Origin of the sequence: Methylophaga sp. UBA3192, from assembly GCA_002363955.1 — a bacterium.
Classification (GTDB): Bacteria; Pseudomonadota; Gammaproteobacteria; order Nitrosococcales; family Methylophagaceae; genus Methylophaga.
In genome coordinates, this window is sequence record DEXE01000003.1 from 1 (window position 1) to 23,426 (window position 23,426).

Annotated in this window: 26 protein-coding genes; 1 reads left to right on the forward strand and 25 read right to left on the reverse strand. The window is 45.7% G+C overall.

The genetic code is table 11. The features are described 5' to 3' along the window. Window positions 1-44: 44 nt before the first annotated feature. Window positions 45-1,508, reverse strand: a complete 1,464-nt coding sequence (locus B2337_RS01510; RefSeq protein WP_292361914.1) for a sensor domain-containing diguanylate cyclase — start codon at window positions 1,506-1,508, stop codon at window positions 45-47. 162 nt (window positions 1,509-1,670) lie between these two features. Further along, the gene (locus B2337_RS01515) at window positions 1,671-2,039 is read right to left on the reverse strand and encodes a cupin domain-containing protein (protein ID WP_292414457.1); all 369 of its coding nucleotides are present in this window, start codon (window positions 2,037-2,039) and stop codon (window positions 1,671-1,673) included. A gap of 126 nt (window positions 2,040-2,165) precedes the next feature. Here B2337_RS01515 and B2337_RS01520 point away from each other — a divergent pair, with 126 nt between their 5' ends. Beyond that, window positions 2,166-2,891 carry an alpha/beta hydrolase family protein gene (locus tag B2337_RS01520; protein WP_292414455.1) on the forward strand — a complete coding sequence of 242 codons (726 nt, stop codon included), beginning with the start codon at window positions 2,166-2,168 and terminating at the stop codon, window positions 2,889-2,891. A gap of 10 nt (window positions 2,892-2,901) precedes the next feature. Here the strand turns inward: B2337_RS01520 and cysK are convergent, their stop codons facing one another. From cysK to B2337_RS01635, 23 genes are all read right to left on the reverse strand, one after another. After that, complete coding sequence (cysK, locus tag B2337_RS01525; protein WP_292414454.1) at window positions 2,902-3,858, reverse strand: cysteine synthase A; 957 nt, start codon at window positions 3,856-3,858, stop codon at window positions 2,902-2,904. 138 nt (window positions 3,859-3,996) lie between these two features. Then, window positions 3,997-4,461, reverse strand: coding sequence for a CBS domain-containing protein (locus B2337_RS01530; RefSeq protein ID WP_292361918.1), 465 nt, complete (start codon window positions 4,459-4,461; stop codon window positions 3,997-3,999). 20 nt (window positions 4,462-4,481) lie between these two features. Further along, the gene (gene nqrM / locus B2337_RS01535) at window positions 4,482-4,685 is read right to left on the reverse strand and encodes a (Na+)-NQR maturation NqrM (RefSeq protein WP_292414452.1); all 204 of its coding nucleotides are present in this window, start codon (window positions 4,683-4,685) and stop codon (window positions 4,482-4,484) included. Window position 4,686: 1 nt separating this feature from the next. Further along, on the reverse strand, window positions 4,687-5,904 hold the full coding sequence (gene nqrF, locus B2337_RS01540) for an NADH:ubiquinone reductase (Na(+)-transporting) subunit F (protein WP_292361920.1): 1,218 nt from the start codon (window positions 5,902-5,904) through the stop codon (window positions 4,687-4,689). Further along, window positions 5,904-6,512 carry an NADH:ubiquinone reductase (Na(+)-transporting) subunit E gene (nqrE, locus tag B2337_RS01545; RefSeq protein ID WP_069296326.1) on the reverse strand — a complete coding sequence of 203 codons (609 nt, stop codon included), beginning with the start codon at window positions 6,510-6,512 and terminating at the stop codon, window positions 5,904-5,906. Before nqrE ends, nqrF begins: the two co-directional genes overlap by 1 nt. Further along, window positions 6,513-7,175, reverse strand: coding sequence for an NADH:ubiquinone reductase (Na(+)-transporting) subunit D (locus tag B2337_RS01550; RefSeq protein WP_292361921.1), 663 nt, complete (start codon window positions 7,173-7,175; stop codon window positions 6,513-6,515). After that, entirely contained in the window at window positions 7,175-8,002 is an 828-nt protein-coding gene (locus B2337_RS01555) for a Na(+)-translocating NADH-quinone reductase subunit C (protein WP_292414451.1), read from the reverse strand. Before B2337_RS01555 ends, B2337_RS01550 begins: the two co-directional genes overlap by 1 nt. A 2-nt stretch (window positions 8,003-8,004) precedes the next feature. Continuing rightward, window positions 8,005-9,213: an NADH:ubiquinone reductase (Na(+)-transporting) subunit B gene (locus B2337_RS01560; protein ID WP_292361923.1), complete on the reverse strand. Its 1,209-nt coding sequence runs from the start codon at window positions 9,211-9,213 to the stop codon at window positions 8,005-8,007. 2 nt (window positions 9,214-9,215) lie between these two features. After that, window positions 9,216-10,565 (reverse strand): Na(+)-translocating NADH-quinone reductase subunit A, encoded by a 1,350-nt coding sequence (locus B2337_RS01565; protein WP_292414450.1) that lies wholly within the window; start codon window positions 10,563-10,565, stop codon window positions 9,216-9,218. Between the two features lie 112 nt (window positions 10,566-10,677). Then, window positions 10,678-11,841: an MFS transporter gene (locus B2337_RS01570; RefSeq protein WP_292414449.1), complete on the reverse strand. Its 1,164-nt coding sequence runs from the start codon at window positions 11,839-11,841 to the stop codon at window positions 10,678-10,680. An 11-nt stretch (window positions 11,842-11,852) separates the two neighbouring features. Continuing rightward, on the reverse strand, window positions 11,853-12,950 hold the full coding sequence (gene aroC, locus B2337_RS01575) for a chorismate synthase (RefSeq protein WP_292361926.1): 1,098 nt from the start codon (window positions 12,948-12,950) through the stop codon (window positions 11,853-11,855). A gap of 15 nt (window positions 12,951-12,965) precedes the next feature. After that, window positions 12,966-14,324 (reverse strand): magnesium transporter, encoded by a 1,359-nt coding sequence (gene mgtE, locus B2337_RS01580; RefSeq protein ID WP_292361927.1) that lies wholly within the window; start codon window positions 14,322-14,324, stop codon window positions 12,966-12,968. A gap of 139 nt (window positions 14,325-14,463) precedes the next feature. Then, the gene (ptsP, locus tag B2337_RS01585; protein WP_292361928.1) at window positions 14,464-16,215 is read right to left on the reverse strand and encodes a phosphoenolpyruvate--protein phosphotransferase; all 1,752 of its coding nucleotides are present in this window, start codon (window positions 16,213-16,215) and stop codon (window positions 14,464-14,466) included. After that, window positions 16,212-16,484 carry an HPr family phosphocarrier protein gene (locus B2337_RS01590; RefSeq protein WP_292361929.1) on the reverse strand — a complete coding sequence of 91 codons (273 nt, stop codon included), beginning with the start codon at window positions 16,482-16,484 and terminating at the stop codon, window positions 16,212-16,214. Before B2337_RS01590 ends, ptsP begins: the two co-directional genes overlap by 4 nt. Next, the gene (locus B2337_RS01595; RefSeq protein WP_292356677.1) at window positions 16,481-16,885 is read right to left on the reverse strand and encodes a PTS sugar transporter subunit IIA; all 405 of its coding nucleotides are present in this window, start codon (window positions 16,883-16,885) and stop codon (window positions 16,481-16,483) included. The genes B2337_RS01590 and B2337_RS01595 overlap by 4 nt, the downstream gene beginning before the upstream one ends. A gap of 96 nt (window positions 16,886-16,981) precedes the next feature. Beyond that, window positions 16,982-17,500: a hypothetical protein gene (locus B2337_RS01600; RefSeq protein WP_292361930.1), complete on the reverse strand. Its 519-nt coding sequence runs from the start codon at window positions 17,498-17,500 to the stop codon at window positions 16,982-16,984. A gap of 6 nt (window positions 17,501-17,506) precedes the next feature. Beyond that, window positions 17,507-17,968, reverse strand: coding sequence for a PTS sugar transporter subunit IIA (locus tag B2337_RS01605; RefSeq protein ID WP_292361931.1), 462 nt, complete (start codon window positions 17,966-17,968; stop codon window positions 17,507-17,509). 15 nt (window positions 17,969-17,983) lie between these two features. After that, window positions 17,984-18,310 carry a ribosome hibernation-promoting factor, HPF/YfiA family gene (gene hpf, locus B2337_RS01610; protein WP_069296314.1) on the reverse strand — a complete coding sequence of 109 codons (327 nt, stop codon included), beginning with the start codon at window positions 18,308-18,310 and terminating at the stop codon, window positions 17,984-17,986. Window positions 18,311-18,345: 35 nt separating this feature from the next. Further along, window positions 18,346-19,800 carry an RNA polymerase factor sigma-54 gene (locus B2337_RS01615; RefSeq protein ID WP_292414447.1) on the reverse strand — a complete coding sequence of 485 codons (1,455 nt, stop codon included), beginning with the start codon at window positions 19,798-19,800 and terminating at the stop codon, window positions 18,346-18,348. 87 nt (window positions 19,801-19,887) lie between these two features. Beyond that, window positions 19,888-20,877 (reverse strand): ABC transporter ATP-binding protein, encoded by a 990-nt coding sequence (locus B2337_RS01620; RefSeq protein ID WP_292361933.1) that lies wholly within the window; start codon window positions 20,875-20,877, stop codon window positions 19,888-19,890. Further along, the gene (locus tag B2337_RS01625) at window positions 20,874-21,566 is read right to left on the reverse strand and encodes an ABC transporter permease (protein WP_292361934.1); all 693 of its coding nucleotides are present in this window, start codon (window positions 21,564-21,566) and stop codon (window positions 20,874-20,876) included. Before B2337_RS01625 ends, B2337_RS01620 begins: the two co-directional genes overlap by 4 nt. Window positions 21,567-21,585: 19 nt before the next feature. Further along, window positions 21,586-22,437: a methylenetetrahydrofolate reductase [NAD(P)H] gene (metF, locus tag B2337_RS01630; RefSeq protein WP_292414446.1), complete on the reverse strand. Its 852-nt coding sequence runs from the start codon at window positions 22,435-22,437 to the stop codon at window positions 21,586-21,588. 56 nt (window positions 22,438-22,493) lie between these two features. Beyond that, window positions 22,494-23,426, reverse strand: a 933-nt coding sequence (locus B2337_RS01635) for an adenosylhomocysteinase (RefSeq protein WP_292742482.1), incomplete at its 5' end; no start/stop codon positions are given.

Genomic DNA, 23,426 nt, shown 5'->3' on the forward strand with positions numbered 1-23,426 from the left:
ACAGTGGTCGGTTTTTGCTCCTGTAAAAATAGGGGTGGATTTTGCTAAATATCAATAAACTCCGTTTCGGAAACCACCACCTGATTTCGACCGTTATTTTTAGCTTCATATAAAGCGACATCAGCTGCCTTGATTATGTCTGATTTTTCGATAAGCGTGTTATGCAGATAGGCCACACCACAGGAGGCTGTGATCGTTGGTAGCGGTTTATTTTGATATAAAAGTTCCAGTGAACTGATTTCCTGACAGAGTATTTGGGCGCGCTTTACCAAGTGGTCTTTGTTAATATCAGGCATGATAATAATGAATTCTTCGCCACCATAGCGACAGATAACATCACTGCTGCGAAAATGATTTTTGAGAATATTGGCATATTCGACAAGAACCAGATCACCAGCATCATGGCCATAATCATCATTAAATTTCTTAAAATGATCGATATCTGAGAGGATCAGACCCAGTCCATGCTGGGCTCGGGCACATCTGTGAATTTCACGCTCAAGGCTTTCCTCCATGAAACGTCTGTTAAACAGAGAGGTTAATGGGTCACGTACTGATTGTGATTGTAAAGCTTCTTTGAGTTTCAGGCTAACCAGTGACAAAGCAAGGTTATCAGCAGTAATTTTCACCAGACGCTTTCTGGACTCAACGTAATAGGTTTTCTCTTCTCCTACTTTATGTTTTGCACCATTAAATTCGATATGTAACATGCCAAGCATTTCACCCTGGGCAATTATCGGTTCACAGATATAGTTGCTCACACCTTCGCTGACATGCTTACATCGAAGTCTGCCATCGTTATCAAGAGTAGTGTGCTCCTTACCTTGACGTAGCGACCAACAGTCATCAGGAGCTATGACGGGTGCACTTTTAATATCATCTGTTATGCCCCATGTCGTCATCGATTCAACAAGTGTTTTCTTATCATTAAACAAATACAGTGCACCGGTACAATCTGGAAAGATCTGTTCTGCATAATATGAAACGATGGGGTAGGTTTCATCAACAGCTCTGCACACCTGGAGGTAAGAGTTAAGCTGATTGATGAGATTCATCTCATAGTTGTATTGTGTGAGTTCCTGATGAGACTTTTTCAGTTCATCTTCAGATAATTTTTGTTCAGTGATATCAGTTGAGGACCCAACAAAACCCGAAAAACGGCCATGGCCATCGATATAGGGTTCACCATGGTCGATAAAATGCCTGTATTCACCATCACGACGACGTAATCGGTATTCCATGGTAAAAGATTTGTAAGTCTCAAATGCATCCTTAAATACAGTCAGACAATAATCACGGTCGTCGGGATGTAAGGCATTGAACCAGGCTTTACCACCCATCTTTTCAACTTTTTCTCGTCCAATAAAATTTTTATATTGGTTATTTGTAAAAATTATATTGCCATGTATATCAGTTAGCCAAAGGGTAACTGGGGCATCTTCAGCCATCGTCTGGAAATTAATTTCTTCAAGTGAAATAGCGGGTGTTCCAGTGTTTACTTCATTCATACTTGAATTCAACTCCATTGTTGAACTGTCTCCATGTTTGAAAATTCATCCGGTGAAAATTTTATATAGCAAACAGACTTTATATAAGAGTTAATGCTTTTTTTTGTGCCTGTTTACTTTATATATGAATTAAGGATACACCATGTGAAGCAATAATCTGAATTAGGTCAATTCTTCTTGATAGTTATCAGCTGTAAATCGCGGGGTACATAATGCTAGAAATACCAGATCCTCATTACTGACATTGGTGATACGTTGGCGAGTATTTTCAGGAATAATAACAACATCTCCCGAAGTAACGGTATGAGGAGGCAAATCACCGATCTCTACGATTCCCTGACCTTGAATAATCACATAACGTTCAGTGGTTGACTTTAACCGGTGCCACTGTGTGGTTACTCCGGGTGAAACCCTTGCTTGAGCAATTGATAACGCTTCATCTTCGATATCATTAGACAGTTCATTGATATAGCATCCTTCAATAAAATAGTATTCGTTATCGGCTTGAAATGGTTTTATTATGGGTTTCATAATGAAAATGTAATCATGTTTGGGGCCTTTTAGCAAAATATCGGGCAATCCAGATAAAAATCATGTTGAACGGATTTGGCATCATCTATGCAGATTTTTTCATGTCACCCTTAACGGAGGTGCTCCATGAAAACGTTCATGCTTCTTTTTGTATTGTCATTTTCAGTACAAGCGAATGAAATATCTACATGGAATCGTCTGATTCTTTCTGGCGGTTCACATATCATGATCGGCTTTACACCACCAGAGTTAAAGCAAGCTGAAATACTTAATATTTTTATTGAAGGTGATGGAGAACCCGGCGTGGCATTAAGGCTGGCGCAGGAAACCGGAGGAGACAGTGTCTATATAGGACGTCCCTGTCAATATCTGAAAGCTACCCGATTTAACTCGTGTAACCGTGAGCTGTGGACTTCACATCGATATTCTCAAGCCGTAGTGGATTCGATGGATATGGCAATTTCTATAATGAAACAGCAGTATCAAGCGAGTCAAATACGTTTGGTAGGGTATTCCGGAGGGGGAGCAATTGCATCGATTATTGCATCAAAAAGGAGCGATGTTGCACTATTAGTGACCGTTGCTGGCAACCTTGATCATAAGTGGTGGAGCGAATTTAATGATTCAGCACCTCTGTCGGGTTCATTAAACCCAGTTGATTACAGCTCAGCATTAGAGGCAGTACCCCAGATACATTTGATAGGCGATCATGATTTTGTGGTACCCGGGTCGGTATTAATGTCTTATCTGTCGAAATTCAAATCACGTGAAAAAGTAAAAAGCTATCTGGTGGGAGGAGCTGATCATACGTGCTGCTGGTCGGTGGCTATCGCTGCGGTACTGACGGATTAGACTGGAATGGCTAGCCAAGGCTGGCCAGCCATTCATCATCGGAACCTTCATTCATGCCTTCAAATAAATAAGTTGATAGATAGCGTTCGCCAGTATCGGGTAGCATTGCGAGAATAACCGAACCTGGTTCTGCATTTTCAGCGACTTTCATTGCGGCTGCCACAGTGCCGCCACAAGATAAACCACAGAAGATTCCTTCTTCACTGGCTAACCTTAATGCCCAGCTTTTGGATTCTTCATCAGTAACAGGGTATAACTCGTCATAAACATCGCGATTTAATACATCTGGAATGAAGTCTGGTGTCCAGCCCTGAATCTTATGGGGATGCCAGTCATCTCCTGCCAGCATCGATGCCGCAGCTGGTTCAGTGGCGACAATTTTGGTATCAGGTCTGGCAAGTTTTATCATTTCACCAGCCCCGGTTAACGTGCCGCCAGTTCCCCAGCCTGAGACCCAGTAATCGAGCCTTTTACCGGCAAAATCGCGAAGAATTTCAGGGGCGGTAGTATTTCGATGAAAAGCTGGATTAGCAGGATTTTCGAATTGTCTGGCGAGAAACCAGCCATGTTTTTCAGCAAGTTCCTCGGCTTTTTTCACCATTCCTGTCCCTTTTTCCGCTGCGGGAGTGAGGATAACTTTGGCACCGAGTGCCCGCATAATTTTCCGGCGTTCAATGGAGAAGGTTTCAACCATCGTGGCAACAAATGGATAACCTTTCGCTGCGCAGACCATTGCCAGGGCAATGCCGGTATTACCCGATGTTGCTTCAACGACAGTTTGTCCAGGTTTTAATACACCACGTTTTTCAGCGTCATCGATTACGGCAAATGCAAGGCGATCCTTAACCGAAGCCATCGGATTGAATGCTTCCACTTTGACGTACATTTCGACGTGCTCAGGAGCAATATTATTAAGTTTAACAATAGGTGTATTACCGATAGTGTCGAGGATGCTGTTATAGATCATAATTTCTCTGTCGGTCTGGTTAAATTAATCCAAAGCTTACACTAAATTGTTGATGCAAAAAAATCCACTGGTCGTCTAACAACACTATAAACAAAAACAGCCGCATGGCGGCTGTTAGTAGCGAAGTCCAGCTAAATGTCAGGAAACATTATTGCTTACATGAATATTTTGTTTGGTGGATTGTTTTGCCGGCTGTTTGCTATCCGGGTTAGATGTCAGCTCAAGTGCCTTCAAAATATTTTGTCGGGTAATTGAACCAACTAAGCGATTTTCTTTGATCACTGGCAAACATTTGTAAGCGGTTTGTAAAAATTTCTCGGCAACCTCAATGATGGAAGCTTCAAAATCAATGGTTTCAACTTTATTATGCATATATTCTTCGACTTTGCCGGCCGATTCGCCCTGATAAGCAGCATTAAGGGCGACTTGCATACAGTCTTTTTCAGAGAGAAAACCAATCAGGTTGCCATGATGATCCACTACCGGTGCCCCGGAAATTTTCAACTCAATCAGCTGATGAATCGCCCGCAACACATCCATATCAGGAGTGAAGGTGATCTTGGTGCCATTCATATGATCTTTTACTTTGAGTGATGCAAGCATGGACTACTCCCTGATGCTGATTAGTTTTGTTGTTTTTCCCGTTTCCGGGCTTCACACTCTTCTTTTTCCTGGATTGAGCAGGCACCACCACAACTTCCTGACAGTCCAACCTGATTCAAACCACCACAACTACCTTTTATTGCTGAACGGCCAAAAATTACACCTATAGCCATGGCCATAACAGCCAACAGAAGAATAAAAAATGTGGCGAGGAAAGTATTCATATTAGCCTCCAAAATCATCAAGCATGATGTTTTCAGGTTCAACACCTAAATCTTCGAGCATTTTGATGACAGCTGCGTTCATCATCGGTGGGCCGCACATGTAATATTCGCAATCTTCTGGAGCCGGATGATCTTTCAGATAGTTTTCATAAATAACATTGTGAATAAACCCGGTGTAGCCAGTCCAGTTATCTTCCGGCAATGCATCAGATAAAGCGACATGCCAGGTGAAATTATCATTTTCAGCGGCCAGCTCGTCAAAATCTTCGGTATAAAACATCTCACGCAGACTGCGGGCACCATACCAGAAAGTCATTTTACGTTTAGATTTCAAACGGCGCAGCTGATCAAAGATGTGTGAACGCATTGGCGCCATACCGGCACCACCACCAATGAATACCATTTCTTTATCCGTATCTTTGGCAAAAAACTCACCAAATGGACCGGAAATAGTGACTTTATCACCAGCTTTGAGATCAAAAATGTATGAAGACATGATTCCCGGTGGCACATCATCAGCATTAGGCGGTGGTGATGCAATCCGTACGTTCAGCATTACAATGCCTTTTTCTTCCGGATAGTTGGCCATAGAGTAGGCGCGAACCACGTTTTCTTTCACCACGGATTTGTAACGCCACATATCAAAGCGATCCCAATCTGGACGATATTCATCGGCGATGATAAAGTTTTTGTATTCCACCGTATGTGGCGGACATTCAATCTGAATAAAACCACCGGCACGGAAGTTAACACTTTCACCTTCAGGTAATTCAAGGATCAGCTCTTTAATAAAAGTGGCAACATTATCATTGGAACGAACCGTGCATTCCCACTTCTTCACGCCGAATACTTCTTCCGGCACCTGAATCCGCATGTTTTGTTTAACGGCCACCTGACAAGACAACCGATCACCTTCAGCGGCTTCACGTTTAGTGATATGTGATTCTTCAGTGGGCAGAATAGAGCCGCCGCCTTCAAAGATCTTTACCTTGCATTGTGCGCAGGTCCCACCACCGCCACATGCTGAAGATACAAACAGGTTGGCATCGGCTAAAGCCCCTAAAAGTTTACCGCCAGCCTTGGTTTTAATCGTTTTTTCATCATTGACAATAATGTCGATATCACCGGTCGCTACCAATTTGGAGCGGGCGCTGATAATAACGAATACCAACGCCATGATGATCAGCGTGAATAAGACGATGCCTAAAATGATTTCCATTAGAGTTGAATCCCCGAAAATGCCATGAATCCTAACGCCATCAAGCCCGCAGTGATAAAGGTGATGCCAAGGCCTTGTAAGCCGTCAGGAACGTCGGAATATTTAAGTTTCTCTCTGATGCCTGCGATTGCAGTGATAGCCAGCGCCCAGCCAAAACCACTTCCCACACCATATACGGCACTTTCTGCAAGATTGTAATCACGTTCTACCATAAACAATGTGCCCCCTAAAATGGCGCAATTCACCGTGATTAAAGGCAGGAAAATACCTAACGCGTTATAGAGTGCCGGCACATATTTATCCATGGCCATTTCGATGATTTGCACCATAGCGGCAATAACACCAATATAGCTGATCAGGCCCAGGAAACTCAGATCAACATCTGGTAAACCTGCCCATGACAGGGCGCCTTCTTTAAGAAGGTATTGATAAATCAGATTATTGGTTGGAACGGTTATTGCCTGAACCAGAATAACCGCGATACCCAAGCCCAGAGCGGTTTCGATTTTTTTCGATACTGCGAGGAAGGTACACATCCCCAAAAAGAAAGCCAGAGCCAGATTCTCGACGAAAATTGAGCGGATAAACAGACTGAGATAATGCTCCATTTACAAAACCTCCGTGCGGTGTACCTGGTGAATCTGATAGTCCGGCGCCTCAACTTGTTGTGGTTTCCAGCTACGAATCGCCCAGATCATCAGGCCGATAATAAAAAATGCGCTGGGTGGCAGCAGCATCAAACCATTGGGCATATACCAGCCACCTTCGTTAGCGACAGGAATAATAGTTTGCCCAAACAGTTTGCCAGCGCCCAGTAATTCACGGAAGAAGGCGACAACCAGCAACACTAAACTGTAACCCAGACCATTACCTAAACCATCAAGAAAGCTCATTCCCGGCGAGTTTTTCATGGCATAGGCTTCTGCTCTGCCTAAAACAATACAGTTGGTGATGATCAAACCGACAAACACAGATAATTGTTTGCTTGCCTCGTAAGCGTAAGCTTTGAGAATCTGATCAACGATAATGACCAGTGAAGCAATGACCGTCATCTGAACGATGATGCGAATACTTGACGGGATATGATGACGAATCATACTGATAATCGCGCCTGAAAATGCAGCAACCGTCGTCAAGGCGATACACATGATCAGCGCCGCAGTCATATTGGTTGTCACCGCTAATGCGGAGCAGATTCCCAATACTTGTAATGTAATAGGGTTGTTATCGATTAACGGGTCGATAACATTGGTTTTTGCTTGGCTTGCCATCAGTTATTCCCCATGTCTGAACGCATGTTTTGCAAAAAAGGACCAAATCCATTTTCACCTAACCAGAAGACCATCATATTGGATACACCTTGGCTGGTCAGAGTAGCACCGGATAATCCATCGACTTTATACTCAGCTTGTGGCGTATTGTTGTCGACATAACCCCGAACAACTCTGAATTCCACATTGCCATTTGCATCAAATATTTTTTTACCTTCCCATTTGGCTAACCAGCGTGGGTTTTCTATTTCGCCGCCCAGGCCTGGCGTTTCTGCATGCTCGTAAAAACGCAAACCACGAATGGTATTAAAGTCACTCTCCAGGGAGAGAAAACCGTACATAGTCGACCATAAGCCGTAACCATGAACCGGAATGACCAGTTGTTCGATTTCATCACCTTGACGCAGAATATAAACAGGTGCGTATTTGGCTCTGCTGCCGATTCCGGCAATATCCTCACGATTACCGAGGCGTACTCCTAAATCTGGCGACCCGGAGGCTTTGCGCTGATCATACGTCGTCGGATCAATATCGTTTTCCGCAAACTCCCCGGATGCCAGGTCAACTAATCGGACTTCAAATTGTTCAAAGGCAACTTCCATGTCCATGCCGGGTTCATACTGTCCGGTAACGGCCAGTATGTTCTGCCGAATATCATTCTTTTTATTTACAACCTGCTTGGATTTGAGTGCTACGGCTGCCGTCGACACCATGACCGAACAGACCAAACACAGCATGATTGCAATAAATATGGTTTTTGTCGGGTCATCATTGGGCCGCTGCATCAGCTGTCCAAAAAAACCTTTTTTCCGAGTAATTTCTGCCATGGTTAGCTTCGCTGTAGTCTTCGTTTAATGTTGGACTGAACGACAAAATAGTCGATAAGAGGGGCAAATATATTGGCAAACAATATGGCTAACATAATACCTTCGGGGAAGGCAGGATTGATGACCCGTATCAGCACAGTCATAAAACCAATCAGAATGCCGTAGATCCAGCGGCCTTTGTTGGTCATGGCTGCAGAAACCGGATCCGTGGCCATGAAAACCATACCAAAGGCAAAACCACCCAGTGATAAATGCCAGTACCAGGGCAAACCAAACATTGGATTGGTCTCACTGCCAATCATATTAAACAGCCAGGTCGTGGCAACCATGCCGATAAACACACCGAAAATAATTCTAAAAGAGGCAATCCGGGTATACAGCAGGAAAGCCGCTCCAAGTAAAATAGCCAGAGTAGATGTTTCACCCAGCGAACCAGGCATATGACCAATAAAGGTTTGTGTCCAGGTATAACCCGCTTCAGTCACAGCTTCCAAACCACCCAGGGCAGCCAGGGCAAGAGGAGTGGCGCCGGTATAACCATCAATTGCTGTCCAGATAGCATCTCCGGACATTTGTGCCGGATAGGCAAAGTACAAAAATGCACGGCCGGTTAATGCAGGATTCAGGAAGTTTTTGCCGGTACCACCAAACACTTCTTTACCAATCACCACACCAAAGATAATACCAAGAGCAACCTGCCACAGAGGCGTAGATGGCGGTAAGGTGAGACTGTAAAGCATGGAGGTAACCAGAAAGCCTTCATTGACTTCATGATTTCGCACAGCAGCAAAAATGACTTCAAAGGTACCGCCGGCAATCAATGTTGTCAGATATATCGGCAAAAAATATAAAAGCCCATGGAACATATTAGAGAACATGCTATTAGGATCGTAACCGATACCAAAACTGGTCAGAATCCAGCCACGCCAGCCTTCCAGTGTCGACATACCCAATTGGGCCATCGCGCTGTTTGCCTGATAGCCGGTATTCCATAACATCAGCATTAATACGGGCAGGGTCGCGAGCACGACATAACTCATTACCCGCTTAAGGTCGATACCATCTCGAACATGCGGGGAGCCACGAGTTACATCGCCCGGGCTATAGATGAATGTGTCGATCATCTCATAGACAGCAAAATACTTTTCGTATGGTCCGCCTTTTTGGAATGATGGCTCTATCCGGTCTAGGAATCGTCTTAAACGCGCCATGGTTATCCTTCTTTTTCTATTTGTGTAAGATTGGCTCTCAGCGCTGGGCCATAGTCATATTTGCCAGAGCAGACGTATGAACATAAGGCCAGATCTTCTTCATCCAACTCAAGACACCCCAGAGCCTGAGCAGAATCAGTATCTCTGACCAGTAAAGCTCTCAGCAGTTGCGTGGGTAAAATATCCAGTGGCATAACCGTTTCAAATACACCAACAGGCACCATGGCTCGCGGACTACCATTTTGTGAGGTAGTCAACGGTAAATCTTTTTTGCCGAAAACTTTGCTGAAGAACACATTCAATGCGGAATATTTATTGGCGCCGCCTGGACGAATCCAGCCTAATACTTCACGGTGGGTGCCTTCTTCAAGCACAGATATCTGAGAATGAAATCGACCCAGGAAAGCGGCCCAGTTATTGGCTGTATGACCATTGAAAACTGATCCGGAAATGACACGGGAACGAACATTCTGAACTTCGCCACGGACTAAATCTTCAGTATTGGCGCCCAGTCGTGTGCGAATTAACCGAGGTTTATTTACCATGGGGCCTGCCAGCGAGATAATTCGTTCTACCCAGAGGTGACCGGTGGTGAATAGTTTTCCTACAGCAATGACATCCTGATAACCGATATGCCATACGGTTTTTTTGACACTAACCGGCTCGATAAAGTGGATATGAGTTCCAACAAGACCAGAGGGGTGAGGGCCCGAGAAAGTCGGGGTTTCAAGATTTTTGAGATCAGGAGTCGGTAATGCAGCCTGTGGTGACTGGCATAGATACAATTTACCGCTAGTCAAATGACTGAGTACTGTCAAACCATTACGAAAATCGTCAGCGTACTCATTAATTATGAGATTGGGGTCAGCGGCCAGTGGATTGCTATCAATGGCAGTAATAAATATTGCTTTAGGTTCGCTATCCAGTTCCGGACTTTTACTGTACGGCCGTGTCCGTAATGCTGTCCATAAACCCGACGCCACCAGATTTTCCTGGACTTGCTCACGGCTGAGCGACGTCAGTTCTTTCGGGGAGTAATGTTTAAAAGTGATTTCATCATCACCTTCTAGCTCAATTACCACAGATTGTAATGCGCGTTTAGCGCCACGGTTGATGGATTTAATCACGCCTGAGCCTGGAGCTGTATAAGTCACACCGGGAATTTTCTTGTCGGTGAACAAGGCTTCACCTAATTTAACCCGCTGCCCTTCTTCAACCAGCATAGTCGGTTTCATCCCGACGTATTCGTGACCCAACACAGCAACCGATGCGACCGGATTAGCCTGGCTAATTGTTTGTTCCGGGGCACCAGCAAGGGGCAATGTCAGCCCTTTCTTAATTGAGAAATGCATATCCCACCTAGTCAGAAGCAGTGCATGAGCACTGTTGGCTTTTGAAATTATCAACGCAGGAGTATAGCGGCTTTGCAGTACTTATGGGAAGCTTACCACGTTATTTGAATGGTTATTTTCCAGCAATGGATTTAGCTGTTTTAAGCCATACAAAACCAATTAGAAATGCAGTGCAAGCCGTTAGTGCCGCCAGAATGAAAGTCATTTCCGGTCCGGGGGTAATCCATAAATAACCGCTTAATAAGCTTCCCACCGCACCTCCGGCACCAAAACTCATACTGCTGTAAAGCGCCTGTCCTCGTCCTTGATTGCGGCCGGTGAAATGTTGGTGTAACCATGCTATTGAAGCGGCATGATAGGCACCGTAACTGGCCGCATGTAAAGATTGTGCGGCAATCAATATAAAAATCTGATCGGCATATAGCGCAATCAACAGCCAACGAAGCGCTGCCAGCAGCAGGCTGGCCAGTAGCACTTTACGTATGCCAAAGCGTGGTAACCAGCGGTGCATCACCAGAAATACCATTAACTCTGCTACCACACCCAACGCCCATAACTGTCCGATCAGAGTGCGGCTGTATCCATGCTGTTCAAGATAAATACTGTAAAACGTATAGTAGGGTCCATGGCTGACCAGCATTAAAAAACAGATGGCTAAAAATGCCCGCACTGCAGGTTGTTTAAGTAATTGCTTTATAGGGATGTGATTGAGACTGAGATGACGACTTGCTAATTCAGGAACGGTCAGGCTGATTAACCAGATACCACTGATTGATACCAGCAAGGCATAGGGGACGATGCCGGCATCGTAACGATCTAACAGCCAACCGAGCAACACCACTACACAGATAAAGCCGATAGATCCCCACACACGGATCTTGCTGTAATGATGGCTATACTCGCCCAGATGCTGCAGGGTAGTGACTTCAAATTGGGGAAGTGACGCATTCCAGAAAAAACTGAATAGCATCAGTACAGCGGCTATCCAGTAATAACTTTGCGAGATAAAAATGGCAGAGAAAGCCAAAATACTGAGAAAACTTGCCAGTCGTACAATACGCATTCGCTGACCACGATGATCAGCAATCCAGCCCCAGACATTTGGTGCAATAATGCGGGTGGCCAGCAGAATGGCGGTTAATTCACCAATCTGCCTGGCACTGAAGCCTTCCCACTGCAGGTAGAGGCCCCAGTAGGGAACCAGAATACCCAGAGTAGCAAAATAAAAAAGATAAAATCCTGACAGTCGCCAGTAGGGTAGAGCAGAAAAAGGCACCAGCGATCAGATCAGGCTTGCGCCGGAATAATTGGTGTATCAGTCGTGACATCCATATTCTGTGCCCGTTGACGTAATACATGGTCCATTAACACCAATGCCAGCATAGCTTCAGCGATTGGTGTAGCCCGAATGCCCACACAGGGATCATGACGGCCATGTGTAACCACTTCAATAGGCTCACCACGTGTGTTGATACTGCGACCCGGTATGCGCAAGCTGGATGTAGGTTTGAGTGCCATGCTGACCAGTAAATCCTGGCCGCTGGAAATTCCACCGAGCGTACCGCCAGCATGGTTGCTCAGAAAGCCTTCAGGGGTTATTTCATCACGATGTTCGGTGCCTTTTTGAGTAACCGACTCAAAACCTGCACCGATCTCAACACCTTTAACGGCATTAATACTCATCATCGCATGAGCAATATCAGCATCCAGTCGATCAAAAATAGGTTCACCCAGACCGGGGGGGACATGGCGGGCAATGACATTGATACGAGCACCAATTGAATTGCCTTCCTTGCGTAGGGCATCCATATAGTCTTCCAACTGACTTTCAATCTTCGGATCCGGATTGAAAAACAAACTGTTTTCGATATGCGACCAATCCAGTGTTTCAGCTTTAATCGGTCCGAGCTGACTCAGGTAACCCTGAATTTCGATACCATATCGTTGTTTGAGAAATTTTTTGGCAATACCGCCCGCGGCGACTCGCATTGCAGTTTCACGAGCTGAGGAGCGACCACCACCCCGGTAATCACGGAAACCATATTTATGCTGATAGGCATAATCGGCATGAGCCGGGCGAAATTGCTCTGCAATATTGCCGTAATCTTTTGAACGTTGATCCACATTTTCAATCAACAAACCAATGGGAGTCCCGGTGGTTTTGCCTTCAAAAATGCCTGAAAGAATTTTGACCTGATCGGGTTCGCGACGTTGTGTTTCATGACGGCTTTTACCGGGACGACGACGATCCAGATCTCCCTGCAGATCGGCTTCAGACAATTCAAGTCCCGGTGGGCAGCCATCCACAATACAACCTATCGCTGTACCGTGACTTTCACCAAAGGTGGTGACGGTAAATAGTTTTCCGAAACTGTTGCCTGACATAATCAAATATCCGAGTTAAACAATAAATAAAGTAGCAAATCCAAGGAAAGCCATAAATCCGACGACATCTGTCACAGTGGTCAGTAACACACTGCCGGACAATGCGGGATCAATACCAATACGTTTCAATCCCAATGGAATTATGACGCCTGCAAGTGCAGCACAAGTCATATTAACAATTATGGCCGCGCCAATCATGATTCCCAGTAAAAAATTACCAAACCACAGATAAGTAACAAAAGCGATTGCTATTGCCCAAATCACACCATTAGCCATGCCGACCAGAAATTCCTTACGTAACAACCATCGCTGGTTTTTATCATTCAGTTGCCCTAAAGCCATGGAGCGAATCACCAATGTCAATGTCTGGCTACCGGCAATGCCGCCCATGCTGGCAACAATCGGCATTAATACTGCCAATGCCACCAGTTTTTCAATGGTAGTATCAAACAGACCAATGACCCATGCGGCGAGAAAAGCGGTGAGCAGGTTGATGCCGAGCCATACCGAGCGGCGATGGATACTTTTTTTGACCGGCGCAAATGTGTCTTCATCCTCACTCAAACCGGCCATGCTCAATAAAGAGTGTTCGGCTTCATCGCGGATAACGTCTACCACGTCATCGATTGTGATACGGCCCAGCAGATGGTTGTCTTTATCTACTACGGGGGCAGAAATCAGATCGTGTTTTTCAAAACGGTGTGCCACATCGTGGTCAGACATATTGGCCGGAATTGGCTCAACCTGATGTGACATCGCTTCGCGTACAGTGAGCGAACGACTGCGACTGACAACCTGCGACAAACGTAAAGTACCGAGATATTTATCCTGATGATCAACAACGTACAAGCTATCCGTGTTTTCAGGTAATTCGCCGTACATACGCAAATAACGTAATACCACTTCCAGGGTAATGTCAGAACGCACCGTGACCACATCGGTGTTCATCAGACCACCGGCAGTATCTTCCTCATAAGCCAGAATGGCTTCAACCCGACGTCGGCGCTGCGAGTTCATGGCCCGCAAAACTTCCTGCATCACATGGCCGGGCAGATCCTGCAAGATATCAACGACGTCATCGGTATCCAGATCTTCAGTCGCACTTAACAGATCAGCCGTGTCCATGTTGGTCATCAGACCTGTACGAACATCTTCACCAATATAGGAAAGTACTTCACCGCGTAATTCGGGGTTAATGATCGGCCAGCAAACCAGACGTTCGGCTGGCGGCAAAGATTCCAGTAAATGTGCTGTTTCAGCGGGATGCAGGCTGGCTAATAAGCGGCGCATTCTGACGAATCGTCCACTTTTTAGCGCCTCGGAAAATGCATTCAGCGAGTGATTGAGACTGCGATGTTGGTCCAGCTCAGACATATCCGGTTCCAGGTGGCGTCGGTTCTTGTACGGGGAGGTTTTGCAGGCTATTTTAGCCTGCTTGCCTTGTGCTGGATAGCGTTAAATTGTCAGGCCTGTTTATCTCACAACAGATTTGGTTATTTGAGATAAACAGACTTTAGTGATGAATCGGCGCGTTGATTTGTTCAAGCAACATATCCGCCTCAAGTGCATCAGAAACTTCCATGATGCTAAGGGTATTACTCGGCAATAAACTCAAATCAGTTTCGTTAATGATTTGCTTTATTTCTAACAAAGCATTGGGATGCATACTGAAATGCTCCAGCCCCATTGCCAGCAATAGACGTGTATAACGAGGATCACCAGCCATTTCACCGCACATTGATACTGGTACATTAAATTTTCTGCCAGCTTCCAGTGTCATATGAATCAACCGTAAAACGGCAGGGTGCAATGGGTCATAAAGATAGTTGACTGTGTCATCAATACGATCGATTGCCAAAGTATATTGAATCAAATCATTGGTGCCGATTGACAGGAAATCGACATGGCGAGCAAACATTTCCGCACAAACTGCACTGGCAGGGATTTCGATCATGGCACCAATTTCAACCCGATGATCATATTCCAGTCCTTCTCTGTCCAGTTCCAGTTTGCATTGCTCAAGTAAGTTACGTGCCTGCAACAGTTCATGCATTGTGGAAATCATCGGGAACATGATTTTGATTTTGCCATAGGCTGATGCCCGTAAAATGGCTCTTAACTGGGTACGAAACATAGCCGGCTGAGTCAGACACAAACGAATGGCGCGTAAACCAAGCGCTGGATTTGTGACTACTGTTTGAGTGAGATGACGGCCACCATCAACGGTTTTATCAGCGCCTAAGTCGAAGGTTCGAATGGTGACCGGCTGATTATTCATGCCTTCCACCACATCACGATATGCCGCCAGCTGTTCTTCCTCTTCGGGTGGTGCCAGACGGTTCATGTAGAGAAATTCGGTTCGATAAAGTCCAATGCCCTGTGCCCCGGCATTACTGATAGTCGTAATGTCTTCGGGCAATTCCGCATTTGCGAGTAGCGTAATGGTTTTACCATCGCGGGTACGGGTCGGTTGTGACTTATAGCGACTGAGTGATGAAATATGTTCATCAAAAGCAATGCGCCGCTGTTGATATTCTCTAAGTGTGCCTTCATCGGCACCGGCAATCATGATGCCAGCTTCACCATCGACGATCAGTGGCTCATTGTCCTGCACATAGCGACGAACAGATTCCACACCGACAATGGCCGGAATACCCAGGCTGCGTGCCAGGATTGTGGTATGCGAAGTCGCACCACCATGCTCAGTGACGAAGGCAGCAATACCCTGATGTTGCATTAAAACGGTATCTGCAGGCGTCAAATCTTCAGCAATGATGATATGACCTTTCAGCCGTCCATCAGCAATTTCGTGATCAGCAACTTCCTGATCGGCCAGAATCCGATGGATACGATTGACCACATGATCAACATCATCACGACGGGTTCGCAGATAGGGATCATCCATTTCATTGAAGACGTTGATCAGTGCGTCACGTTGAAGTTGCAGTGCCCATTCAGCATTACAGCGACGCTGGCGGATCATCTCGACTGGGACTTTGGTCAGAGATGAGTCATTGAGCATCAAAATATGTGTATCAATGAATGAGGTTACGTCTGCAGGCGCGTTGGCGGGAATATGATTACGTATCGACTTGAGCTGCTGCTTGGCCTGTTCAATGGCGTCGAGCAGACGTTCAACTTCCTGTTCAATCGAAAAGGCAGGGATCAGGTATTCACGTACATCCGGCTGATTGTGAAACAGAATATGTGCGCGGCCGATCGCGATGCCTCGGGAAACACCAATGCCCTGGAGTTCAAGCGTCATTGGCCTTCCCCAAAGTAATTGGCAATCAGCTCACCGATAGCCTGTAAAGCAGGTTCAGCATCATCGCCTTCTGCTGTAACCTGGATTTCAGTGCCTTTGGCCGCTGCTAACATCATCACTCCCATAATACTTTTGCCATTTACCTGACGGTCATCCCTTGAAACATGGATATCCGCATTGAACTCAGAAGCTGTGGTGACAAATTTGGCGGCAGCCCGGGCATGTAAACCCAGTCGGTTGATAATGGTAAAAGTCTGTTCCTGTTTCATGGACGGTATCCTGAATGATGACACCGAACTATGCCTTCCTGGCCACCACTTACTGCTTTGTGTTCCAGTTCATCAAGGCTTAAGGTTGGATAATTCAAAACGCGGATTAGCATGGGAAGATTAAGCCCTGAAACAATTCGAATATCTTCACGATCAGAGACCGCACAGGCAATATTACTAGGAGTTGAGCCAAACATATCTGTCAAAATCAAAATACCATTACCCTGATCCAGTCCAATCAATTCACCATCAAGCTGTTTCCGAATCGCGTCGGGATTATCTTTTACTTCGATAGAAATGACTTTGGTAGGCAAGGGACAGCAGGACAACATTTGTCTTGCCGTGTTTATCAACTCGGTGCCGATATGGTTGTGCGATACGATCAAAATACCTACGGTCATCTTGGTTCTCTTGGTCACCAGTAAAAGTCAGACTGGAAGGGCAGTTTACCGCCAATGAATGTAATGGATATGAGCCTTTTAGGCAAATATCTGTGTTTAAAATGCCATTTTAGCCAGTTGCCAGAGCTGCATTTTGGCATGGCTGTGTTGGTGGGAACTCTGCATTGCCAGCCAGCTGTCAATTCGGGTTTTTAATGATGCCGGATTCTGGACAGATAAGGTCAATACTGCTAATGGTTTACCAAGAATAAATTTACTGTGAATTGGTGTGGTGACGCTGACTGGAGGTTGATGCACTGATTTCAGCTCAATACAAAAATCTGCAATGCAGCTGCTCCGCCAGCTCTCTTCACCATATACTTTGCGAATATCGATCAAGCCTAATTCACGGCTATGCAATAGACCGGAAAGCATTTTGGGGCAATGGCCGATTAGCTGATCAGCTTCCAGTGAAAAATCCACTACATCATCGGCAATCAAAATCGCCCCATGATGAATCAATTCAAGCGCAAGACTGCTTTTGCCAATACCTGCCTCACCCGTTAGCAGAATTCCTTTTCCCTGATAATGAAGCATTACGCCATGTTGACTATTTATGGCTGCTGGCAGAGACATTGTGAATCAGTCTTCGTCGATGGAAAGTAATAATTCAAAAATGGCTTCCGCATTGGGGGCCTGCCGAATACGGCTACAAACTTCTTCATCACGGAACAGTGTGACAAGACGGGACAGATGCTGTAAATGATGTTCAGTATCATCCTCAGGGACCAATAAACCAAAGGCAATATCAATCGGTTTACCATCAGCCGCTTCAAACTCAACGGGCGTTTCCAGCGTCAGCATGGCGGCCACAGTATGCGTCAGATCCGGGACACGGGCGTGGGGGATAGCCACGCCCTTGCCTAATCCGGTACTGCCCAGACGTTCCCGTTCAAGCAGAACTTGAAAGATTTTTTCAGCAGTCGCTGCACTGGTGTTGGCTCCCAGCATCCGACTGAGATTTTCGATCACCCGTTTTTTACTGGTAGCTTCATCGTGGAAACTGATGTTGTCCGCATTTACGAGCAGTGCAGCAATAAGCATGAAAAATACCGCTCCTTAACTAGCGTTATGTTTTTGAATTGCACCATCAGCTTGATGGTGGTTAGTGATTTTATCTTTGTGTTTAATGATCTGTCGATCCAGTTTGGCAACCAGATTTTCAATAGCGGTATACATATTTTCCTGCTCGTCAGAAGCAAATAAGTCTGCTCCACTGGCATGCACGGTTGCTTCAGCTTTCTGCCGAAGTTTTTCAACAGATAGCACCACATGTACGTTGGTCATGTGATCAAAATGACGAGTGAGTTTCTCGAATTTTTTATTGACGTGATCCCGGAGGCTGTCAGTGATATCGATATGTTGTCCGCTTAGATTTAATTGCATAATGCATCACTCCTGTTGGTGGACTAAAACTGGTTCTACACCAGTCGCTTACGCTCATTTGAGGGCGCTATCGCCAATGTTTCACGGTACTTTGCAATAGTACGGCGAGCGACATTAATGCCCTGTTCTCCCAGAATATCAGCAATTTTGCTGTCACTGAGAGGTTTTCTTGGATTTTCTGCGGCGACCAGTTTTTTGATGATCGCACGAATGGCTGTTGCTGAACATTCTCCGCCACTTTCAGTTCCGACATGGCTGGAGAAAAAGAATTTCAATTCAAATATACCGCGCGGTGTGTGCAGATATTTGCGTGTGGTGACTCGGGATATAGTGGATTCATGCATTTCCACTGTCTCGGCAATATCGGCTAACACCAAGGGTTTCATGGCTTCTTCACCATGGTCAAGAAAATCACGCTGCCGTTCAACAATGGCTTGCGTGACTTTCAGCAATGTCTCATTACGGCTTTGTAAACTTTTCAGAAACCAGCGTGCTTCCTGCAGATTATTTTTCAGGTAGGTGTTTTCTTCACTGCTATCGGCACGATTTATTAAGGATGCGTAATGTTCGGCAATCTGCAGTTTAGGAGCATTGTCCGGGTTAAGTGACAACTGCCATTTGCCGTGAACTTTTATCGCATAGACATCCGGTACGATATATTCAGTTTTGTCAGTTTGGATACTACTGCCGGGACGCGGGTTGAGCAATTGAATTGAGCGCACCAGATCGGTTAATTCATCATCACTGACTTTCAGCGTACGTTTTATCTGCGCGTAATCGCGCTTAGCCAGCGTATCCAGATGTTTGTCGATCAGTTCGGTCAATAATTCGATATGTTTCAGGGCAACGGAGGATTCATATAAACGCAGTTGTATCAGCAGACATTCGCGCAGATCGCGGGCGCCGACACCGACCGGGTCAAAGTGGTGAATCCGATGTAATACCGTTTCAATTTCATCAAGTTCTACTTCAGCAAATTCTCCGCCCAGACTTTGCTGAATTTCTTCCAGAGTGGTTTTCAGATAACCATCATCTTCAATCGAGTCAATGATAGTGGTGGCAATCGCCTGTTCGGTTTCGGTAAATGGTGTGAGGCGCATCTGCCAGAGTAAGTGCTGTTGCAGACTATCGCTGCTTTCATCCTGATTATCACGTTCAAAATCGCTGTCACCGGAAGGTCCTGAGCTGCTGATGCTCGGAGAATTATCGTAGGTATCTTCCCATTTGCTATCAACGGGCAGATCTTCTGGAATATCGGTGTTTTCCAGTTCGCTGATTTCGCGACTGCCATTATCTTCGTCACGACGAGCGATACCGGGCTCGTCATAATCGTAATCCTCCTCGACTTCCAACAGGGGATTGGTTTCGAGTGCTTCCTGAATTTCAGTCTGCAATTCCAGGGAAGATAGTTGCAACAAACGGATCGCTTGCTGCAACTGAGGCGTCATCGACAGGCTTTGACCAATACGTAGCTGTAATGAGGGTTTCACTTAATTTTTAGTTTTAATGTTGTGACCATGAGTTTATGTTACCGCAATCGTCGCGCCGTTGCCTATACGTCTCTCTAAAATAAAAAATCACAATAAGGTAACCGCCGTGGCTTTAAAACTTAACCACACAGAATTACCCAATGTGAGTTGTAAAGCGGACAAAGCCTGATGACTGATAATGACTTCAAATTTCTCTCCACAATCAATGGTCAGGCGAATTGCTTTGCCCGATTCACTGATGGCGATAAGTCTGCCTGGCAATTGATTTCGGGCACTGGTATCAGAATGCGGGTGCGTGCTGATGGTTATTGCCAGGGGATCAATTGCAATATGTCTTGCGGAGGCAGAACCCTCTGCGGCAAAGATTTTTAGCGCATTGGTATGAAATATTTCGCCATCATAATAGCCATGAAAAAGATTCAGCAAAGGAGCTGAAATGGGTTTTCCTTTAAGCAGTTGAATAGTGTGAGGTGTTATGGCCGAGGCCTGCACCCGATCATGCGTTGAAAACAGTACGGTGCGTTTACCACTGGCGCTTATCTCATTGATTACATCCTCCAACTGACGTTGATGGAGGCTGTCCAGATTGGCAAACGGCTCATCCAGCAACAATATCTCCGGTTCAAAGGCTAACACTCTGGCGATAGCAACACGGCGTTGTTCGCCACCGGATAATGTGCTGGCGGGTTGATTGGCCAGCCGGGTTAAATTGACGGTTTCCAATACGTGTTGTAGCCGGGACTGGTGAAATGACTTATCGACTTTTTGGAGCTTTAACGCCAGAAGAATATTATCTGCCACAGTGCCAGGCAACATATAAGGATGTTGATCAACTAGGCCTGTTTGCTGACGATGTTGCGGTTTTGGCGTAGCGATGTTTTCACCGAATAAGCGGATATCACCGGAGTCGGGTCGCTTGAGTAGGGCCAATAAATGAAATAGCGTGGATTTTCCAGCCCCATTTTCACCCAATACGGCCAGGCATTGGTTGGCTGTAATGTTGAGTTGTTCAATATCCAGCACCAGCTGATTGTCATAAAGAACTTTGACGTTGTCGAGTTGATAAGCGTAAGTCATGTTAATCGCCGATTTATCCAGGACAGGGCAAAATTCAAGATAAAAGCGATCAACAACAACACAATGCCCAGTGCCAGAGCCAGTTCAAATTCGCCCTTGCTGGTTTCCAGCGCAATAGCCGTGGTCATCGTGCGGGTATACCCTTCAATATTCCCGCCGAGCATCATCGCTGCACCTACTTCACCAATCGCTCGGCCAAAGCCCGTCAAAATGGCTACCAGCACAGCCAGCCGAACGGCTTTTAATACCTGAAAGCATTGTTGCCATTTATTGGCACCAAGGCTTTTCAAGGTCAAAAGTAATCGTGGATCCGATGTGTTTACGGTAACCAGTGTCAGGTTCATCATGATGGGAAAAATCAGGATGCTCTGGGCGATGATCATTGCTGATTGTGTATACAGTAATCCTAACTCACCTAAAGGCCCCATCCGGCTGAACAGTCCGTAGAGGAGTAATCCTATGACGACAGTGGGCATGGCCATCAAGGTATTAAGGAGATGTTGCAGAGCTGATTTGCCCGGAAAATCCGTCAACGCAGTAAACACCCCGGCAGGAATTGCCATTAAAGCGGCGATAGATGCCGCAGCGACAGAAATGCTGACAGAGGTCTGGATGATTTCCCATACAGTCGCATCAAAAGAGACCAGGAGTTTAATAGCAGCGGTGAACGATGCGCCGAAAAATTCCACGGTTAATTCAACCTGATAATCAGCGAACTAAACCCAGACGTTCGCATACGGTTAGTACAGGTTGGCTTTTATTCATGGAATAGAAATGCAATCCTGGTACATCAAGCCTGAGCAGTTTCTCAGTAAAATCCGTCAGGTAATCCGTAGTAAATGCCTGCATTGACTCGGTGTCATCATAAAACTCTTCAAGACGTTTTTTCAGCCAACGTGGAATTTCCGCCCCGCAGGCGGAAGAAAAACGGGCCAGCTGGGAATAATTATTAATCGGCATAATGCCGGGAATTATCGGGATATCAATGCCTTTTTTCTGGCAACGTTCGACAAAGTACAAATAGGAATCAATATTGAAAAAATACTGGGTGATGGCACTGTCGGCACCGGCATCGACTTTACGTTTGAAATTTTCCAGGTCCACGCCGGCATCCTGAGCTTGCGGATGCACTTCGGGGTAAGCAGCAACTTCGATAGTGAAATGATCGCCGGTTTCTTTACGGATAAATTCCACCAGTTCATTGGCATAGCGGAAATCACCCGGATCCCGCATACCAGAGGGTAAATCACCTCTTAATGCCACCACACGGGAAATATCGTTATCAATATAGGTTTGTAAAATAGTGCGAATGCGTTCCTGAGAAGATCCTACACAGGATAAATGTGGAGCCGCATCGATTCCGGTTTCAGCTGCCCGCTGTTGGATAGCGATAACGGCTTCGAGCGTATTGTCCTGAGTCGACCCACCTGCACCAAACGTCACAGAATAAAATTCAGGTTTTAATACTGCGAGTCGCTCTTGCACGACTAAAAGATTTTGTGCGCCTTTTTCCGTTTTTGGAGGGAAGAACTCACAGCTGATAACAGTTTTTTTGGACATGATGCTTACTTCAGGTAAAAGAAAAAGGGCTAACTTTTACGTTAGCCCTGCTTAACTTAGTAACGATAGTGTTCCGGTTTATAGGGGCCCTGCTGTTCAAGACCTAAATATTTAGCCTGCTCAGCATTTAACTCGGTCAGATTAGCACCGATTCGTCCTAAATGCAGCCGCGCGACTTTCTCGTCGAGACGTTTAGGTAAGACATAAACCTTATTTTCGTAATTAGCACTGTTATGCCATAACTCGATTTGTGCCATTACTTGATTGGTGAAAGAGGCTGACATGACAAAACTTGGATGACCGGTTGCACAGCCCAGATTAACCAGGCGACCTTCAGCCAGCAGGATAATACGCTTACCATCAGGGAAAATAACGTGGTCAACCTGAGGCTTAATGTTTTCCCACTCGTAGTTACGCAGTGAAGCAACATCAATTTCGTTATCAAAGTGACCGATGTTACAAACGATAGCTTCGTTACGCATCGCTGCCATGTGATCATGATTAATGACATTGATATTACCGGTAGCTGTAACAAAGATATCGGCTTTATCAGCGACTTCGTCCATGGTGACAATACGGTAACCTTCCATTGCTGCCTGTAAGGCGCAAATAGGATCAATTTCAGTGACCATAACGGTCGCCCCCATCCCACGGAAAGCTTGAGCACAACCTTTACCGACATCGCCGTAACCTAAAACCACACAGATTTTACCGGCAACCATGACATCAGTTGCACGCTTGATGCCATCAAGCAATGATTCACGGCAGCCGTACAGGTTGTCGAATTTTGACTTAGTGACCGAATCGTTGACGTTAATCGCCGGGACTTTCAATGCACCCGCTTTCATCATTTCATATAAACGGTGGACGCCGGTAGTGGTCTCTTCTGACAGGCCTTTAACGTCTGCCAGTAATTCAGGGTAATCCTGATGCATCATCGTCGTTAAGTCGCCACCATCATCCAGAATCATATTCGGGCGCCAGCCGTC

What these genes read in the sequence shown, in the direction of transcription:
- B2337_RS01550 (WP_292361921.1), bottom strand. Translation starts at nt 7,175, where the DNA reads ATGGCAAGCCAAGCAAAAACCAATGTTATCGACCCGTTAATCGATAAC.
- cysK (WP_292414454.1), bottom strand. Translation starts at nt 3,858, where the DNA reads ATGATCTATAACAGCATCCTCGACACTATCGGTAATACACCTATTGTT.
- mgtE (WP_292361927.1), bottom strand. Translation starts at nt 14,324, where the DNA reads ATGTCTGAGCTGGACCAACATCGCAGTCTCAATCACTCGCTGAATGCA.
- B2337_RS01515 (WP_292414457.1), bottom strand. Translation starts at nt 2,039, where the DNA reads ATGAAACCCATAATAAAACCATTTCAAGCCGATAACGAATACTATTTT.
- B2337_RS01565 (WP_292414450.1), bottom strand. Translation starts at nt 10,565, where the DNA reads ATGCATTTCTCAATTAAGAAAGGGCTGACATTGCCCCTTGCTGGTGCC.
- ptsP (WP_292361928.1), bottom strand. Translation starts at nt 16,215, where the DNA reads ATGACGCTTGAACTCCAGGGCATTGGTGTTTCCCGAGGCATCGCGATC.
- nqrE (WP_069296326.1), bottom strand. Translation starts at nt 6,512, where the DNA reads ATGGAGCATTATCTCAGTCTGTTTATCCGCTCAATTTTCGTCGAGAAT.
- B2337_RS01600 (WP_292361930.1), bottom strand. Translation starts at nt 17,500, where the DNA reads ATGTCTCTGCCAGCAGCCATAAATAGTCAACATGGCGTAATGCTTCAT.
- B2337_RS01605 (WP_292361931.1), bottom strand. Translation starts at nt 17,968, where the DNA reads ATGCTTATTGCTGCACTGCTCGTAAATGCGGACAACATCAGTTTCCAC.
- B2337_RS01520 (WP_292414455.1), top strand. Translation starts at nt 2,166, where the DNA reads ATGAAAACGTTCATGCTTCTTTTTGTATTGTCATTTTCAGTACAAGCG.
- B2337_RS01530 (WP_292361918.1), bottom strand. Translation starts at nt 4,461, where the DNA reads ATGCTTGCATCACTCAAAGTAAAAGATCATATGAATGGCACCAAGATC.
- B2337_RS01560 (WP_292361923.1), bottom strand. Translation starts at nt 9,213, where the DNA reads ATGGCGCGTTTAAGACGATTCCTAGACCGGATAGAGCCATCATTCCAA.
- hpf (WP_069296314.1), bottom strand. Translation starts at nt 18,310, where the DNA reads ATGCAATTAAATCTAAGCGGACAACATATCGATATCACTGACAGCCTC.
- aroC (WP_292361926.1), bottom strand. Translation starts at nt 12,950, where the DNA reads ATGTCAGGCAACAGTTTCGGAAAACTATTTACCGTCACCACCTTTGGT.
- metF (WP_292414446.1), bottom strand. Translation starts at nt 22,437, where the DNA reads ATGTCCAAAAAAACTGTTATCAGCTGTGAGTTCTTCCCTCCAAAAACG.
- B2337_RS01590 (WP_292361929.1), bottom strand. Translation starts at nt 16,484, where the DNA reads ATGAAACAGGAACAGACTTTTACCATTATCAACCGACTGGGTTTACAT.
- nqrF (WP_292361920.1), bottom strand. Translation starts at nt 5,904, where the DNA reads ATGGAAATCATTTTAGGCATCGTCTTATTCACGCTGATCATCATGGCG.
- B2337_RS01510 (WP_292361914.1), bottom strand. Translation starts at nt 1,508, where the DNA reads ATGAATGAAGTAAACACTGGAACACCCGCTATTTCACTTGAAGAAATT.
- B2337_RS01620 (WP_292361933.1), bottom strand. Translation starts at nt 20,877, where the DNA reads ATGACTTACGCTTATCAACTCGACAACGTCAAAGTTCTTTATGACAAT.
- nqrM (WP_292414452.1), bottom strand. Translation starts at nt 4,685, where the DNA reads ATGAATACTTTCCTCGCCACATTTTTTATTCTTCTGTTGGCTGTTATG.
- B2337_RS01555 (WP_292414451.1), bottom strand. Translation starts at nt 8,002, where the DNA reads ATGGCAGAAATTACTCGGAAAAAAGGTTTTTTTGGACAGCTGATGCAG.
- B2337_RS01595 (WP_292356677.1), bottom strand. Translation starts at nt 16,885, where the DNA reads ATGACCGTAGGTATTTTGATCGTATCGCACAACCATATCGGCACCGAG.